The organism is Gordonia sp. C13 (assembly GCF_023218005.1).
GTDB classification, from domain to species: domain Bacteria; phylum Actinomycetota; class Actinomycetes; order Mycobacteriales; family Mycobacteriaceae; genus Gordonia; species Gordonia namibiensis.
In genome coordinates this window covers 93,770-110,032 of sequence record NZ_JALPSY010000016.1, presented here as the reverse complement: position 1 = coordinate 110,032, position 16,263 = coordinate 93,770, and the positions used below count along the sequence as shown (strand labels likewise).

At 68.9% G+C, this 16,263-nt stretch carries 12 protein-coding genes; all 12 read right to left on the bottom strand.

The window, feature by feature from the left end:
* Window positions 1–211: 211 nt before the first annotated feature.
* The 12 genes from tyrS to pheT all read right to left on the bottom strand — a co-directional run bounded on the left by tyrS (window position 212) and on the right by pheT (window position 16,218).
* Entirely contained in the window at window positions 212–1,543 is a 1,332-nt protein-coding gene (tyrS, locus tag M1L58_RS14110) for a tyrosine--tRNA ligase (RefSeq protein WP_248659360.1), read from the bottom strand.
* Window positions 1,544–1,618: 75 nt separating this feature from the next.
* On the bottom strand, window positions 1,619–1,834 hold the full coding sequence (locus tag M1L58_RS14105) for a Trm112 family protein (RefSeq protein ID WP_005200196.1): 216 nt from the start codon (window positions 1,832–1,834) through the stop codon (window positions 1,619–1,621).
* Window positions 1,835–1,839: 5 nt separating this feature from the next.
* A complete protein-coding gene (locus M1L58_RS14100; protein WP_248659359.1) occupies window positions 1,840–4,836 on the bottom strand; it encodes an AMP-binding protein in 2,997 nt (998 codons plus the stop codon).
* Between the two features lie 85 nt (window positions 4,837–4,921).
* Window positions 4,922–6,373, bottom strand: coding sequence for an argininosuccinate lyase (gene argH, locus M1L58_RS14095; RefSeq protein ID WP_248659358.1), 1,452 nt, complete (start codon window positions 6,371–6,373; stop codon window positions 4,922–4,924).
* Window positions 6,370–7,569 carry an argininosuccinate synthase gene (locus M1L58_RS14090; protein WP_006868229.1) on the bottom strand — a complete coding sequence of 400 codons (1,200 nt, stop codon included), beginning with the start codon at window positions 7,567–7,569 and terminating at the stop codon, window positions 6,370–6,372. Before M1L58_RS14090 ends, argH begins: the two co-directional genes overlap by 4 nt.
* Window positions 7,570–7,728: 159 nt before the next feature.
* Complete coding sequence (locus M1L58_RS14085) at window positions 7,729–8,235, bottom strand: arginine repressor (protein WP_006868228.1); 507 nt, start codon at window positions 8,233–8,235, stop codon at window positions 7,729–7,731.
* Between the two features lie 27 nt (window positions 8,236–8,262).
* On the bottom strand, window positions 8,263–9,186 hold the full coding sequence (gene argF / locus M1L58_RS14080) for an ornithine carbamoyltransferase (RefSeq protein WP_154884142.1): 924 nt from the start codon (window positions 9,184–9,186) through the stop codon (window positions 8,263–8,265).
* Window positions 9,183–10,430 carry an acetylornithine transaminase gene (locus M1L58_RS14075; protein ID WP_248659357.1) on the bottom strand — a complete coding sequence of 416 codons (1,248 nt, stop codon included), beginning with the start codon at window positions 10,428–10,430 and terminating at the stop codon, window positions 9,183–9,185. Before M1L58_RS14075 ends, argF begins: the two co-directional genes overlap by 4 nt.
* Complete coding sequence (gene argB, locus M1L58_RS14070; protein ID WP_248659356.1) at window positions 10,427–11,353, bottom strand: acetylglutamate kinase; 927 nt, start codon at window positions 11,351–11,353, stop codon at window positions 10,427–10,429. Before argB ends, M1L58_RS14075 begins: the two co-directional genes overlap by 4 nt.
* Window positions 11,350–12,624 (bottom strand): bifunctional glutamate N-acetyltransferase/amino-acid acetyltransferase ArgJ, encoded by a 1,275-nt coding sequence (argJ, locus tag M1L58_RS14065; protein ID WP_248659355.1) that lies wholly within the window; start codon window positions 12,622–12,624, stop codon window positions 11,350–11,352. Before argJ ends, argB begins: the two co-directional genes overlap by 4 nt.
* Window positions 12,621–13,679 (bottom strand): N-acetyl-gamma-glutamyl-phosphate reductase, encoded by a 1,059-nt coding sequence (gene argC, locus M1L58_RS14060; protein ID WP_248659354.1) that lies wholly within the window; start codon window positions 13,677–13,679, stop codon window positions 12,621–12,623. The genes argJ and argC overlap by 4 nt, the downstream gene beginning before the upstream one ends.
* 67 nt (window positions 13,680–13,746) lie before the next feature.
* Window positions 13,747–16,218, bottom strand: a complete 2,472-nt coding sequence (gene pheT / locus M1L58_RS14055) for a phenylalanine--tRNA ligase subunit beta (protein WP_248659353.1) — start codon at window positions 16,216–16,218, stop codon at window positions 13,747–13,749.
* Window positions 16,219–16,263 lie beyond the last annotated feature (45 nt).

The following is a 16,263-nucleotide window of genomic DNA, read 5'->3' as shown; positions in this document are numbered from 1 at the left end:
GGACGTCCTCGTGTTGAGTCCGGCTCCGATGAGCTCTCCCAGAGCGCAAGTATTACTTGCGATCTTGTTCTTGGGAGTGGCCCCGCACAGGCGGCCCGAGCGACTGGCTCGGGCACTTTTGCTTCCCCGGTGCTTGCGGCTCCGGGGGAGTTGCTCTCTGCGGTGCGTCGATTAAGTTACACAGCCGCGAACAACGCGTCAAATCCCCTGGTCAGAGGGCTAGCTTCGCGCCGGCAAAACTCTTCTTGCCTCGCCGCACGACCAACCACCGGCCATGGAGGAGGTCGGAGTCCGCCGGCTGCCACTCCGGATCGGTGATCTTCGTGTTGTTCACGTAGGCGCCGCCTTCGGACACCGCGCGGCGCGCGGCCTTGTTGCTCTCGGACAGCTTGGTGTCGACGAGGAGCTGAATGATGGTGGGCCGCTCCGCGGAGTACTCGGCGATGACGGTCTCGCCCACCGCTGCTGCCAGCGTGGCTTCGTCGAGTTCGTCGAGCTCGGCCCGTCCGAACAGTGCCTGGCTGGCGAGCTCGACGGCGCGCGTGTTCTCTTCACCATGGATCAGGGTGGTCATCTCGGCGGCGAGTTTCTTCTGCGCGAGACGCAGGTGCGGCTTCTCCTCCGTCGCCTGCTCGAGCTCGGCGATCTCCTCACGTCCGAGGAAGGTGAACCACCGCAGGTAACGGATGACGTCGGCGTCGGCGGTGTTCACGAAGTACTGGTACCAGGCGTACGGGCTGGTGAGCTCGGGGTCGAGCCAGAGGCTGCCGCCACCGGTGGACTTGCCGAACTTCTTTCCGTCCGACGAGGTCACGAGCGGCACGGTCAGCGCATGCAGCGACAATCCGTCGAGTCGGCGTCCGAGGTCGACACCGCCGATGATGTTCCCCCACTGATCCGAGCCACCGATCTGCAGCACGCAGCCGTACCGGCGGTTGAGCTCGACGAAGTCGTTGGACTGCAGTAGCAGGTAGCTGAACTCGGCGTAGCTGATGCCGTCACCCTCGAGACGCCGCTTCACCGTGTCCCGGGCGAGCATGACGTTCACCGAGAAGTGCTTGCCGAGGTCGCGGAGGAATTCGATGGCGGAGAGCTGTCCGGTCCAGTCGAGATTGTTGACGACGAGTGCGCCGGTCTCCGATTCGTCGATGTCGACGAAGCGGCGCAGCTGCGCGTCGATCCGACCGGCCCATTCGGCGACCGTGTCGGGAGCGTTCATGGTGCGCTCCCCCACCTCTCGGGGATCACCGATGAGCCCGGTGGCGCCACCTGCGAGAACGATCGGCCGATGACCGGCGAGCTGGAAACGCTTCAGGGTCAGCAGCGGCACGAGATGGCCGGCGTGAAGGCTGGCCGCCGTCGGGTCGAAACCCGCGTACAAGGTGATGGGCCCGTCCGCCAGCGCCTCTCGCAGTGAATCGAGGTCGGTGGACTGCGCGATCAGACCTCGCCAGCCGAGTTCGTCCAGGATGTCGACGGGAGCGTCCCCGGTCCGGACGGATCCCTCGGTCGTGTTGGCGGTTCCCTCAGTCTCAGCACTCACCCCTCGATCTTGTCATCCATCGAGATCGGGGCTCGGACGAGGTGACACCTGCAGGCGTCGGGCCGATGCGTGGAGTTACTGGCCGGAGATCAGACGCTCGTGCTCGGCGTCGTCGACCTTGCGTGCCTCGTCGATGAGCATGACGGGGATTCCGTCGGCATCGATCCGGTAGGCGACGTGCAGCCGCGGGTTGTAGAGCTCGTCGCCGGCGTCGATCAGCGGGCCGTGGTCCTGCGGGCAGGCCAGCCGCTCGCGCACGATCGGGTCGATGGCCTCAGCGCGTGTCGTCACGCCGCTCAGCCTAGGGCATCGCCGACCGACGACCCGCTCCAGTCCAGCTTCTCGGCGATCGTCTTGGTGTACCGCCGGTAGCGCCCCTCCTCGTCGCGGTACCAGATCCGCGGTCCGGGCTTGGGCAGCCCTTCGGCCGCGAACACGGTGCTCAACGGGCGGTACGACGCGGAGTGCGGGATCTCGTCGACGACGCGGATGAGGTGCGGCCGGATCTCGGCGGGGAACTCCCCGAGTGCGATACGCAGCTGGGTGACGGTGAGCGACTCGGGCTTGGTATCCGGGCACAGGGTCAGTGCCGCAACCAGCACCTGGTGTCCCGGCTCCCCCACGCCGTAGACAACGACCCGGTCGACACCCTGTATCCGCGAGAGCGCGTGGGTGATCGGCGGGATGAACGCGGGTCCGTCCTCGGTTCGGACCACCCGGTCGGTGGCACCGAGGAAGTACAGGTCACCGTCGGCGTCGCGGACGAACAGATGCCCCGAGACCTCCCACCGGTCACGGCTGGTGAAGACATCCCGCAGCACCGTGCCGTTGGTGTCGAACTTGTGGCGGGCCTTGGCCAGCAACAACCCGGGCTCGCCGACCTCGGCACGCCGGACGAAACCGGAATCGTCGATCAGCAGCCGATCGTTCACGATGTCGTAGGCCGCGACCTCGACCGGGTTGGTCTCCGGTAGCGGCCGCCCGACGGAGGACAGTTTGTCGCCGGAGACGTTGGCCAGGATCGCGGAACCGTCGGCGGTCGCGAAGAACTCGAGGATCCGGGCCCGGGGGAAGCTGCTGCACACGTCTTCCCACAGGCCCGCCGACATCCCGGAACCCATGAACAGCCGGATCGGGTTGTGCTGGTTGATCCGGAAGCGCGGATCACGGACGACGTCGCCCAGCATCGACCAGGTGTAGGACACCACGGTCACGCCGTAACGCTGCACCTCGGTCGCGAAGGTCTCCGGGTCGATGCCATTGGACAGGGCGATCCGGGACCGGCCGACCACCGTCGCTCCGAGGGTCGTCAGCAGACCGGACGCGTGATGGAGGGGCGGCAGGCAGTACACGGTGTCGCGGTCGGAGAGTGCTGCTGCCGAGGCCGCACCGAACGCCGACATCGCGAACCGGTGGTTGGTCACCGGCCACGGAACGAGCTTCCCCCGTGCACGACTGAAGAGGATGAATGCGAGGTCTCCCGCGAGGCCGGGATCGGGCCGGTACCAGGTGGGCAGGTCGACTTCGTCGGGGTCGATCTGCTCCATGTCGATGACCGTCCTGCCGTCGGCACCGTCGATGGCACGGGAATCGCCGCCGCCACCGCCGAGCACGAGCACCCGGTCCGACGCCGCGGCGGCGAGGTCCAGGTTGGTCGGGTCGGTCACGATGACCGAGCTGTCCGCCAGGCGCATCATCTCCCGCACGTCGGCGTCTGCGGCCAGCAGCACCGAGACGGCGCCGAGCCGCGCCAGTGCCGCGACCACGACCAGGGCGCTCGGACGGGTGTCCATCAGGACGCCGATGTGCTGCCCCGGCCGCACGCCGCAGTAGATGAGGCCGGCGACGACGTTGTTGATGCGCGCGTCGACCTGCGCGTGGGTGAGCACGCGGTTCTCGAAGAGGAAGAGTTCGTTCTCGCCGTGCTTCTTGGTGTTCTCGGCCATCAGCTTCGACAGCGAGATCCGGGTTCCGCTCTGGATCTGGCCCAGGCGCAGGAGTCGTGGCACCGTGCGCACCGACTCCGACGCGACGGCTCGCGACGTCCGCTGCACCGAGTTCACCAGCGTGAGCAGTTCCCGCGAGGCCGCGGTGCCGGCATCGGCGACCGACCCCACGCCGTGGGTGATGCGCGAGGACAGGCTGACACCGCTGCCGTGCCCCGGCTCGACCAGCGACATCTCGTTGATGAGCTCCGGACGGGTCCCGTTGTCCGACAACCAGTTCACCCAGTCGGCCGTGGTGGGCCAGGTGTGCTGACCCGCCGTGGAACCGACCACCAGACCGAAGTGTCCGACCGGCAGGGTGGATTCGTAGACCTCGGCATCGGGTGCGGCGCGCACGATCCCGCGCACCGCGGCGGGCTGACCGATGTCGTCGGCCTCACCGACGAACGCCAGTACCGGGCAGGTGATCTCGGTGAGCGACACGAGGTCGCCGTTGATGACGAAGCCACCGGAGACCATGCGGTTGTGGGCGACGAACTGGCGCAGCAGTTCGGCGATCGCCGGGCCGGACCAGGCGACCCAGCCATCGGCCTCGAGGAACCGCCGCTGATCCTCACGCGGGAGTAGCGCCTCGCGGTCGTGGAGACGGCGGAGGAAGTCGATCCGGCTGCGCACGGTCTTGACCGGGTCGAGTAGCTGGAAGCCGGTGCGCGCCATCCAGTCCCGGATCCAGAGGTTCCGCACGAAGGACCGCTCGGCGAGGAACTCGGCGGCCGGCGCCACCAGACCAGCGGGTAATCCGAGGGGCAGCGCCGCCAGGACGTCCACCGGGCTGCCGAAGGTGATGACGCTCGCGATTCCCTTCGACCGCCGGTAGGCCGCGGTCTGGTAGGCGAACATGCCGCCTTGGGAGTACCCGGCGAGGTGGATGTCGCGGCCGGTCGCCTCGACGATCAGGTCGATCGCGTGGCTGATGGCCACCACGTGGTCGGCGAGGTTGCGCTCCATCCCGCCCTCTTCGGTGTCCGGGGACCCGAAGTCGATCACCCAGGGGGTGATGCCGTTGCGATGGAGGATGGACACCGCACCGTTGTGCTCGGTCACGTCATAGACGTTGGCGGACACCATCATCGGCGGCACGAGCACGATGTTCGGGCCGGTGGACGGCTCGTTCGGGAAGTACCGGCGCAGCCGGAACATCTTGTGTGTCTCGACGATCGCGAAAGGAGCAGGTTCGGTCCCGGTCTCGAGACCGCCGAAGCGGAGCACCTCGAGTCCGTTCTGAGCGGTCGCCACCACCCGGCTGACCACGCCGCCCAGATCCGGGAGCCCGTCCAAACCCACCATCGCGTCGATTCCTCCCCGTTGTCAGCGAGACGTCCACCACCGACACGTCGGTGGTGGACGTCACTCTACCCACTGAGCAGTGTTTCTACTCTCGTCCTCCGGGACCGGCGTCCCATCGTGTGCGCAGGTCGGCCGACCGGGCCGACACCACGTCTATCTGCCGTCGTACCTGATCGGGCGCGGTACCGCCATGCGCGTTGCGCGACTCGACCGAACCGCGCACCGTCAGCACCTCGCGTACCGCGGGGGTGAGCGAGGGATTGATGCCGGTCAGCGTCTTGTCGTCGAGCTCGTCGAGGCCGATGCCCCGCGACTCGGCCTCGCGGACACAGGCTCCGGCGACCTCGTGGGCGACGCGGAAGGGCACACCCTGCCGGACCATCCACTCGGCGATGTCGGTGGCGAGGGTGAAGCCGGCCGGGGCCAGCGCCTCCATCCGGTCGGTGTGGAACTCGAGCGTCGCGACCAGACCGGTGACGGCCGGCAGCAGCATCTCGAGCTGTGCCACCGCGTCGAAGACCGGTTCCTTGTCCTCCTGGAGGTCCCGGTTGTACGCCAGCGGCTGCGCCTTGAGCGTCGCGAGGAGACCGGTCAGGTCGCCGATCAGGCGCCCGGCCTTGCCGCGCATCAGCTCCGCGACGTCCGGGTTCTTCTTCTGCGGCATGATCGAGCTGCCCGTCGACCAGGCGTCGGCCAGTGTCACGTAACCGAATTCCGGTGTGCTCCAGATGATCACTTCTTCGGACAACCGGGAGAGGTCGACTGCGATCATCGCGAATACGAACGCCGCTTCCGCCGCGAAGTCGCGGGAGGAGGTGGCGTCGATGGAGTTCTCGGCCGGGGCGTCGAACCCGAGGTCGGCGGCGATGGCGGCCGGATCTAGTCCCAGCGACGAACCGGCGAGGGCACCGGAGCCGTACGGCGAGACCGCGGTCCGGCGGTCGGCGTCGGCGAGGCGATCGATGTCGCGGAGCAACGGCTGGGCATGCGCGAGCAGGTGGTGGCCGAGCAACACCGGCTGGGCCGCCTGCAGGTGCGTCTTGCCGGGCATGATTGCGTCGGGATGCGCGGCCGCCTGAGCGGTCAGCGCGTCGACGACGTCGAGCACTCCGAGGGCGACGCGTCGCATGGCGGCGCGCAGCCACATCCGGAACAGCGTGGCGACCTGGTCGTTGCGCGACCGGCCCGCACGCAACCGCCCACCGAGCTCGGGGCCGACTCGCTCGATGAGTCCGCGCTCGAGCGCACCGTGGACGTCCTCGTCGGACTCCGCGGGACCGAACGTCCCGTCGGCGACGTCGGCAGCCAGACGGTCGAGGCCGTCCAGCATGCCCGTCAGGTCGTCATCGGTGAGCAGCCCCGCCTTGTTGAGCACTCGGGCATGGGCTTTCGAGGCCTGGATGTCGAACGGCGCCAGGGCCCAGTCGAAGTGGGTCGACTTGCTCAGGGCGGCCATCGCCGCGGCCGGACCACCGGCGAAACGGCCGCCCCAGAGCGAGCCCTCGTTGGTCGTCCCGCCGGTCTGCTCGCCACTCACAGATTCAGGTCCCGCTTGGCCGAGATCTTGGAGGACAGTCCGTGCAGCTCGACGAAGCCGCGGGCCGCCGACTGGTCGAAGCTGTCGCCCTCGTCGTAGGTGGCGAGGTTGAAGTCGTACAGCGACTCCGAGCTCCGACGTCCGGTGGCGGCGATGTTGCCGCCGTGCAGGACCAGACGGATCTCGCCGGAGACGTGCTCCTGCGTCGAGTCCACGAACGCGTCCAGCGAACGCTTCAGCGGCGAGAACCAGAGACCGTCGTAGACCAGCTCGGCCCACTTGCGGTCGGTGCCGCGCTTGTAGCGGCCGAGTTCGCGCTCGATGGTGACGTGCTCGAGTTCCTCGTGCGCACGGATCAGCACCATGGCGCCCGGGGCCTCGTAGACCTCGCGGCTCTTGATGCCGACGAGACGGTCCTCGACGACGTCGAGACGGCCGACACCCTGCGCACCGGCGCGACGGTTCAGCTCCTCGATGGCCTGCAGCACGGAGACCGGCCGGCCGTCGATGCTGACGGGACGACCCTTGTCGAAGCCGATGATGACCTCGTCGGGGCTGTTCCAGTTGACGGTCGGGTCCTCGGTGTAGCTGTAGACGTCCTTGGTCGGCGCGTTCCACAGATCCTCGAGGAAGCCGGTCTCGACGGCGCGGCCCCACACGTTCTGGTCGATGGAGAACGGCGACTTCTTGGTCACGTTGATGGGGATGTCGTTCTCTTCGGCGAAGGCGATGGCCTTCTCACGGGTCCACGCGTAGTCGCGGACCGGGGCGAGAACCTCGAGATCGGGTGCGAGGGTGGCGAAGCCTACCTCGAAGCGGACCTGATCGTTGCCCTTGCCGGTGCAGCCGTGGGCGACGACGGTGCCGCCGTGATCGCGGGCGGCGGTCACGAGGTGCTTGGCGATCAGCGGACGCGACAGCGCGGAGACCAGCGGGTAGCGGTCCATGTAGAGGGCGTTCGAGGTGATCGCCGGGAGGCAGTACTCGTCGGCGAATTCGTCACGGGCGTCGACGACGACAGCTTCGACCGCGCCGCAGTCGAGGGCGCGCTGGCGGATGACGTCCATGTCCTCGCCGCCCTGCCCGAGGTCGAGAGCCACGGCGACGACCTCCTTGCCGGTCTCCTTCTGGATCCAGCTGATCGCGACCGAGGTGTCCAGGCCGCCCGAGTATGCGAGTACGACACGTTCTGCCATGAGGTGAAGCTCCTGTTCTAAGCGATGACCCGAGTCCATCATCGGCCCCGGGGTTCCGACCACACCGTCCGGGTCTCGGTTGGCGGTGTGTTCGGTTGCGGTTCTCGTTCTGTCCGGCCGTCGGCGGGCGCGGCCGGTGGTTCTGCAGCGGGACGGGGGCTACACGAGGCCCTCGATCCGTCGGGCGAGTTCGGCGCCGTCGAGCGGCTCGCGGGCGACGACGACGATCGTGTCGTCACCGGCGATCGTGCCCACCACATCGGGCAGTCGAGCACGGTCGAGGGCGGCCGCCAGGTAGTGCGCGGCGCCGGGCGGCGTACGCAGTACGGCGAGGTTGCCGCTGCTGTCGGTGGAGACCAGCAGCTCCGACACGAGGCGCGAGAGGCGATCGGTACCGCCAGACACCCCGCGCACCGGCGATCCGTCCTCCGGCACCACGTAGACCCCCGCACCGCCGTCGGCGGCCCGCAGCTTCACGGCCCCGAGCTCGTCGAGGTCGCGCGACAACGTGGCCTGCGTGGCATCGATCCCCTGCTGGGCCAGCAACCGCTGCAGCTCCGACTGGCTGCGCACCTGGTGGGTCGACAGGATGTCGATGATCCGCGCATGCCGCCCCGCGCGGGTCGCGGCGAGGCGGTTCTCCGTGGGTTCGGCTCCGGCGGTCACAACTGGTCCTTGCTCTCTGGTGTCATCTCACTGGTGCTCCAGCAGCCAGATGAGCAGGGCCTTCTGCGCGTGGAGACGGTTCTCGGCCTCGTCGAAGACGACGCTGCGCGGACCGTCGATGACCGAGGCGGTGATCTCGTCGCCACGGTGCGCCGGCAGACAGTGCAGCACGATCGCATCGTCGGCGGCGTGGGCGAGCAACTCGTCGTTGATCTGATACGGCCGGAAAGGTGCCGTGCGGTCCCTGCCGTCCTCCTCCTGGCCCATCGACACCCAGGTGTCGGTGACCAGGACGTCGGCACCGGAGACCGCCTCGACGGGGTCGGTCACGAGCTGCACCGATCCCCCGGTCTCGGCGGCACGGCGCTCGGTGTCGGCGATGATCGCCGGATCGGGCTGGAAACCCTCGGGAGCGCTGATCGTGACGTGCATCCCGGCGGTGACGCCGCCGAGTCCGAGCGAGTGAGCCATGTTGTTGGCGCCGTCGCCCAGGTAGGTCATCTTCAGACCCGTGGGCGACCCCTTCTGCTCGATGATCGTCTGCAGGTCGGCGAGTACCTGGCACGGGTGGAACTCGTCGGACAGAGCGTTGACGACCGGCACGGTCGCGCTCGACGCGAGCGCCTCGAGACGGTCCTGACCGAAGGTGCGCCACACGACGGCGTCGACGAAGCGCGACAACACCTGTCCGGTGTCCTCGAGGGTCTCCTCGCGGCCGAGCTGGGTGGTGCGGCCGTCCACCACCACCGCGTGACCGCCGAGTTGGGCGATGCCCACCTCGAACGAGAAGCGCGTGCGGGTCGAGTTCTTGTCGAAGATCACCCCGACCCCGCGGGGGCCCTCGAGCGGGCGGAAGGCGAACGGCTGCGCCTTCACCAGGGCGGCGAGGGCCAGCACCTCGGCCTGCTCGGCGGGGGTGAGGTCGTCGTCGCGTAGAAAATGACGCGTCATGCCTTGTCTCCCTTGTCGTTCTGGGCAGCTGTGTCGTTCGAGGCCGCTGCCGCGGCGGTGTCCTTCGAGGCCGCTGCCGCGGCGGTGTCGAGGATTGCCGGCAGGGCCTCGACGAAGGTCTGTGCCTGTTCCTCGGTGATGATCAGGGGCGGTGCGAGCCGCAGCACGTCGGGTGCCGGCGCGTTGATGAGGAACCCGGCGTCGCGGGCCGCGGCCTCGACGCGCCCGGACAGCGCCTCGGTCAGTTCGACGCCGAGCAACAGACCGGCTCCTCGCACACCGCCGATCAGCGGGTGGTGAAGGTCCTCGATGCCGGTGGCGATCGTCTTGCCCACGGCGGCAACGTGATCGGTGAGGCCTTCGGACTCGATGACCCCGAGCACGGCGAGCGCGGCGCCCGCGGCAACGGGATTGCCACCGAAGGTGGTGCCGTGCTGGCCGGGTTCGAACAGCTCGGCGGCCGGGCCGGTGGCGATGCACGCACCGATCGGCAGTCCGCCGCCGAGTCCCTTGGCGAGCGTCATCACGTCGGGCACCACACCCACCTGCTGGTGCGCGAAGAAGGTACCGGTCCGCGCGACGCCGGTCTGCACCTCGTCGAGGATCAGCAGTGCACCGCGCTCGCTGGTGATGCGGCGGGCGGCGGCGAGATAGTCGGCGGGCGGGACGATCACGCCGGCCTCACCGAGGATCGGTTCGAGGATGACCGCGGCGGTCTGATCGGTGACAGCGGCGTCGAGCGCCTCGGTGTCGCCGTACGGCACGAACCGGACTCCCGGCGGCATCGGTTCGAACGGTGCACGCTTCGACGGCTGTCCGGTCATGGCGAGCGCACCCATGGTGCGGCCGTGGAAAGCCTTCTCGGCGGCCACGATCTCCGGCCGGCCGGTCCGGCGCGCGAGCTTGAAGGCGGCCTCGTTGGCCTCGGTCCCGGAGTTGCAGAAGAACGCGCGGCCCGGGTGGCCGAAGCGGTCGAGCAGCTTCTCCGCCAGTTCGACGACGGGAGGCGAGATGTAGAGGTTCGACACGTGTCCGAGCGTCTGCAGCTGGGTGGTGACGGCCTCGACGATCGCGGGATGCGCATGACCGAGGGAGTTCACCGCGATGCCACCGAGCAGGTCGAGGTATCGCTTGCCGTCGGCGTCGGTGACGTACGGCCCCGAACCGCCGACCAGAGCGATCGGCGGGGTGCCGTAGTTCTTCATCAGGGACTGGCCCCAACGCTGTTGCAGCGGTGCGGTCACTGGTCCTCCTCACGCGGGTCGACGACGGTGGTGCCGGTGGAGCTCTCGGTCAGTAATTGGGCGAGCACGGAATGGGCGACGCGGCCGTCGATGACGTGGGCGCGTTCAACTCCCCCGGTCACCGCACGCAGGCAGGCCTCCATCTTGGGGACCATGCCGGAGTCCAGCGACGGCAGCAGCTCGGCCAGGGCGTCGGTGTCGATCTGGGACACCAGCGACCCACGGTCGGGCCAATCCGTGTACAGCCCTTCGACATCGGTCAGCATGACCAGCCGCGACGCACCGAGCGCCTCGGCGAGCGCTCCGGCCGCGGTGTCGGCGTTGATGTTGTGCACGACGCCGTCGCGATCCGGCGCGATGGTCGACACCACCGGGATGCGTCCCGCCGCAACGAGATCGAGCACCGCAGAGGTGTTCACCGAGGAGATGTCGCCGACGAGTCCGATGTCGGTGGCGACGCCGTCGACGAGCACCGTCCGCCGGGTGGCAGTGAACAGGTGGGCGTCCTCGCCGGTGATGCCGACGGCATAGGGGCCGTGCGCGTTGATGAGACCGACGAGTTCACGACCGACCTGTCCGAAGAGGACCATCCGGGCGACGTCCATCACCTCGGGGGTGGTGACCCGGAAACCGCCCTTGAATTCTCCTTGCAGGCCCAACTTCTTCAGCATCGCCGAGATCTGCGGTCCGCCGCCGTGCACGACGACCGGGTGCATGCCGCAGGCGCGGAGGAACACCATGTCCGCGGCGAAGGCCTTCTTCAGTTCGTCGTCGACCATGGCGTTGCCGCCGTACTTGACGACGATCGTGGCGCCGGCGAGTTCCTGCAACGCGGGAAGCGCTTCGGCGAGGACCTTCGCCTTCGCGAGGCCTGCGGCCGGGTCGATCTGGGGTACACCGGATTCCGGTGTGGTGTCGCTCATGACGAGTACGCCGAGTTCTCTTCGACGTACGCGTGCGAGAGGTCCGTGGTCCGGACGGATGCCGAGGCGTCGCCGAGCTTCAGGTCGACGAGCACGTCGATGTCGGCACCGGAGAGGTCGACGTCGCGCGCCCCGTCGACGCCACAACCGTTCTCACACACGGGGGATCCGTTGAACGACACGGCGATCACGTCCGGGTCGATCCGGACCGGGGACGCGCCGACCGTGGCCAGCACCCGACCCCAGTTGGGATCGGAACCGAACAGTGCGGTCTTGACCAGTGAGTCGCGGGCCACGAACCGGGCGACGACCAGGGCATCGTCCTCGGTCCGTGCGCCGGTGACGGTGATGGTGACCCGCTTGGTGACACCCTCGGCATCGGCCTGCATCTGGGCGGCAAGGTCGTCGCAGACCGCGAAGACGGCCTCGTCGAGATCGGCCTGGTCGACCGGGATCTGGCTGGCACCCGAGCTCAGCAGCAGGACGGTGTCGTTGGTGGACATGGAGCCGTCGATGTCGAGCCGGTCGAACGTCCGCGCGGTCGCGCGACGCAGTGCGGTGTCGAGCTGTTCGGTGGTGGCCGCGGCGTCGGTGGTGAGCACCACGAGCATCGTCGCGAGCGAGGGCGCCATCATCCCCGCGCCCTTGCCCATGCCGCCGACGTTCCACCCCTGGGGATGGTGCAGCGCAGCCTGTTTCGGCACGGTGTCGGTGGTCATGATGGCGTATGCTGCGTCTGTGCCGCCGGTGAGTCCGCCGCCCATCTCCTGGACGATCTCGGTGACGCCGGCGAGGATCTTGTCCATCGGGAGGCGATCGCCGATGAGCCCGGTCGAGCAGACCGCCACCTCGACGGCGCCGGTGCTGGTCCCCCAGTTGCTCAACGCCTCCGCGACGGCCTCGGCCGTCTTGTGGGTGTCCTGGAATCCGCCGGGCCCGGTGCACGCGTTGGCGCCGCCCGAGTTGAGGATCACCGCGCGCAGCTTGCCGGTGGTGAGAACCTGCTGGGACCACAGGACGGGTGCGGCCTTGACCTGGTTGCTGGTGAAGACGCCGGCGGCCGAGTAATCCGGGCCCTCGTTGAACACGAGGGCGAGGTCGGGGTTGCCGGACACCTTGATACCGGCCGCGATCCCCGCAGCACGGAAGCCCAGCGGCGCGGTGACGCCCTGTTCGCGGACGAGCCGCGGGGTGTCGCCGGGGGCGCCGCCCTCGATGCGGTCCGGATCCGGTTGTGGGGCCTGGATTCCGGTTCCCTCGACGCCTGTCATGGTGCAACTCCCACGGTGCTCAGTCCCTCGTTCTCTGTCCAGCCCAGCGCCAGGTTCATCGACTGGACCGCGGCGCCGCCGGTCCCCTTGGTCAGGTTGTCCACGGCGCCGACGACCACGAGGGTCTGGGCGCGCTCGTCGACGGTCACCCCGAGCTGGACGGCGTTGGAACCGATGACCGAACCGGTGGCCGGCAGGCGGCCGTCCGGCAGGACATGGATGAATTCCTCATCGGCGTAGGCCTTTTCGTAGACCGCGCGGACCTCGTCGCCGGTCGCGGTGGTCCGTGCGGTGCACGTCGCGAGGATGCCCCGGGCCATCGGCGCGAGGATCGGGGTGAACGAGACGGTGACGGGCTGCTGCGCCGCCTCCGACAGTGCCTGCGAGATCTCCGGGGTGTGCCGGTGGACGCCGCCGACACCGTAGGCCCGGGCGGACCCGATGACCTCGGAGGCGAGCAGATCGACCTTCGGCGAACGCCCGGCACCCGACGCGCCGCTGACCGCGACCACGGTCACGTGCGGCTCGGCAAGGCCGGCCGCGATCGCCGGGAGCAGCGAAAGGATCGACACCGTCGGGTAGCAGCCCGGGACGGCGATCCGGCTGGCGTCCTTGAGGACCTCACGATTGCCGGGGAGCTCGGGCAGGCCGTACGGCCAGGTACCTGCATGATCCCCGCCGTAGTAGGAGGTCCAGTCGCCGGCGTCGCGCAGCCGAAAGTCGGCGCCGCAGTCGATGATCAGCGTGGTCGGCGGCAGGGCGTCGGCGATGACCGCCGATGCACCGTGCGGAAGACCCAGGAAGACCACGTCGTGCCCGCTCAGGATCTCCGGGGTGGTCTCCTCGAGAACCCGCTCTGCCAGCGGCAACAGGTGCGGATGATGGGATCCGAGCGTGGTGCCGGCGTTGCCGCCGGCGGTCAGCGCACCGATCTCGAGCTCGCCGGACCGCAGGCGGGGATGTCCACACAGGAGTCGGAGGATCTCACCGCCCGCGTAGCCGCTCGCGCCGGCCACTGCCACTTTCACCTTGCTGGTTGAGCTTGTCGAAGCCATGCAATCATTATGCACCGGCGTGCAAATCAATACATAAACGGGGTGGTGGCGATGGCGCCCCCGCGGGTCAGCGGAGGCGGGCGCCGACCTGTTCGGCGGCGGCGTCGACCGCGGCCATCTTCGCGGCGTTGGCCTCGTCCTCGGTCAGCGTACGGTCGCTTGCCCGGAAACGCAGCGAGAACGTCAGCGACTTGTTGCCCTCACCGACCTGCTCACCGGTGAAGACGTCGAAAAGTGCGATGTCCTCGAGCAGCTCACCCGCGCCGTCGCGCAGCGCCGACCGAACCTCGGCGGCCGGCACATCGGCCGCGACCACCACGTTGACGTCCTGCAGGACGGCCGGGAACACCGACACCGCCGGAGCGGGCAGCACCTCGCGGAGCGGCAAGGCATCGATGTCGATCTCGACCGCGCACGCACGCTTGGGGAGGTGGGCGCGTTCGAGGACCGCCGGATGGAGCTCGCCGGCGTAGCCGACCGTGCGTCCGTCGACGGTCAGGCGGGCACAGCGGCCCGGATGCCACGGCCGGTGATCGGCGGCGGAGAGTTCAAGCTCCACCCCCGCAGCACGCGCGATCGTGCGAGCCGCCTCGAAGGCGTCGAGGTAGTCGGCGGCGCGTCCCGGACCCCACGGCCCCGCAGGGTCGCGCAAACCGGTCAGAACGACACCGACGTGCAGCGGCTGATGCGGCAACGAGGCGTCGAGCGCCGCGATCTCCTCATCGGTGGGACGCTGCGTCACGTCGAGCGCGGGGACGGGTGCGACGTGGTCCCCGGCGATGACGATCTGGCCGATGGTGAACAACGACAGGTCCCGCTGGCCACGAGCGATGTTGCGCGCCGCCATCTCGAGCAGACCCGGCAGCAGCGTCGTGTTGAGTTCGGGCCGATCCGACTCGAGCGGGTTGAGCACCTTGACGGTCCGGCGGCGCTCGTCGTCGGCGGGCAGATCCCAGAGGTCGAAGACCCCGGCCGGCATGAACGGGTACGGGAGGACCTCGACATACCCGTCGAGGGCGAGGGTGCGTCCGACGCTGCGCCGACGACGCTGCTCCGGCGTCAGGCCGGTGCCGCCGGGTGCGCGCGGCACGACGGCGGGGATGTCCTCGAGACCTTCGAGACGCAGGACCTCTTCAACGAGGTCGGCGCGCTGCTTGAGGTCGGGACGCCACGACGGCGGGACGACGTCGAGGGGGTCGGTGCCGGTGACCACGCAGCCGACCTCGGTGAGACGTGCGGCGGTGGTGCCGGCCGGATAGCCGATGCCGGCGACGCGGTCGGGCTCGTCGGCGGCGATGGTGATCGCCGACGGGAGCGGGGTCGCGACACGCGCCTCGGACAGCGGCGAGGAGATGGTCCCGCCGGCGATCTCGACGATGAGCTGGGCGGCCCGATCGGAGGCGACCGCGGTGATCTCCGGGTCGACGATGCGCTCGAAGCGCTTGCTGGCCTCGGAGGTCAACTTGTGGCGTTTGCCGGTGCGGAACACACGGACGGGGTCGAAGGTCGCCGACTCGAGCAGCACGGTGGTCGTCGAGTCACCCACCTCGGTGGCGCCGCCGCCCATGACGCCGGCGAGGGCGATGGGACCGGTCTCGTCGGCGATGACGACGTCCTCGGCGTCGAGCACGCGGTCTACCTCGTCGAGGGTGCGCAGCTTCTCTCCCGGCTTCGCCGAGCGGACGGTGACTGTGCCGGTGATGCGGTCTGCGTCGAACGCGTGCAGCGGCTGACCGAGTTCGATCATCACGTAGTTGGTGACGTCGACGATCGCCGAGATCGGCCGGATACCCGCGACCAGAAGGCGCTTCTGCATCCACCACGGCGAGATCGCCTTCGGGTCGACGCCGGTGATCACGCGCGCGGTGTAGCGGGTGGCGCCGGAACCGTCCTCGATGGCGACGGGCCACGGCGTTCCCTCGGCGATCACATCGGCTTCAACGACACCCGGGTCGACGAAGGGCACCTCGAAGCTGCTTGCCAGCTCGCGGCCGAGACCGCGGATCGAGAAGGCGTAACCGCGGTCCGGGGTGACGTTGACGTCGATCGCGGCGTCGTCGAGTCCGAGGACCTCACGGGCGTCGGCGCCGGGCTCGGCGGTGCCGGGGGCCAGCACCAGGATGCCGCTGTGGTCGTTGCCGATGCCTAGCTCGGAGACCGAGCAGATCATGCCGTCCGAGATGCGGCCGTAGGTCTTGCGCGAGGCGATCTCGAACGGGCCGGGCAGCACCACGCCGGGCAGTGCGGCGACGATCAGGTCACCCTCGGCGAAGTTCCGGGCGCCGCAGACGATCCCGCGCGGCTCCGCCTCGCCCACCTCGACGGTGCAGAAGCGGATCGGCTTCTTGAACTCGGTGAGCTCCTCGATCGTCTCCACGCGACCGATCACCAGCGGACCGGTGATCTCCGGGAACTTCTCGATGTCCTCGATCTCGAAACCGACGCGGACGAACCCCGCGTCGATCTCCTCGGTGGTCGCCGACCACTTCGGATCGCCCGAGCGCAGGACCTCGGTGTACCAGGACTGTGGTGCACGCACTGTGTATCAACTACTTTCGTTGCGTCGTGGAAGTCGAAGGATGCT

Excerpts from the sequence above, each read along its gene's own strand:
- M1L58_RS14100 (WP_248659359.1), bottom strand. The coding sequence starts at position 4,836 with ATGGTGGGTTTGGACGGGCTCCCGGATCTGGGCGGCGTGGTCAGCCGG.
- M1L58_RS14090 (WP_006868229.1), bottom strand. The coding sequence starts at position 7,569 with ATGGCAGAACGTGTCGTACTCGCATACTCGGGCGGCCTGGACACCTCG.
- argF (WP_154884142.1), bottom strand. The coding sequence starts at position 9,186 with ATGACGCGTCATTTTCTACGCGACGACGACCTCACCCCCGCCGAGCAG.
- argB (WP_248659356.1), bottom strand. The coding sequence starts at position 11,353 with ATGAGCGACACCACACCGGAATCCGGTGTACCCCAGATCGACCCGGCC.
- argJ (WP_248659355.1), bottom strand. The coding sequence starts at position 12,624 with ATGACAGGCGTCGAGGGAACCGGAATCCAGGCCCCACAACCGGATCCG.
- argC (WP_248659354.1), bottom strand. The coding sequence starts at position 13,679 with ATGGCTTCGACAAGCTCAACCAGCAAGGTGAAAGTGGCAGTGGCCGGC.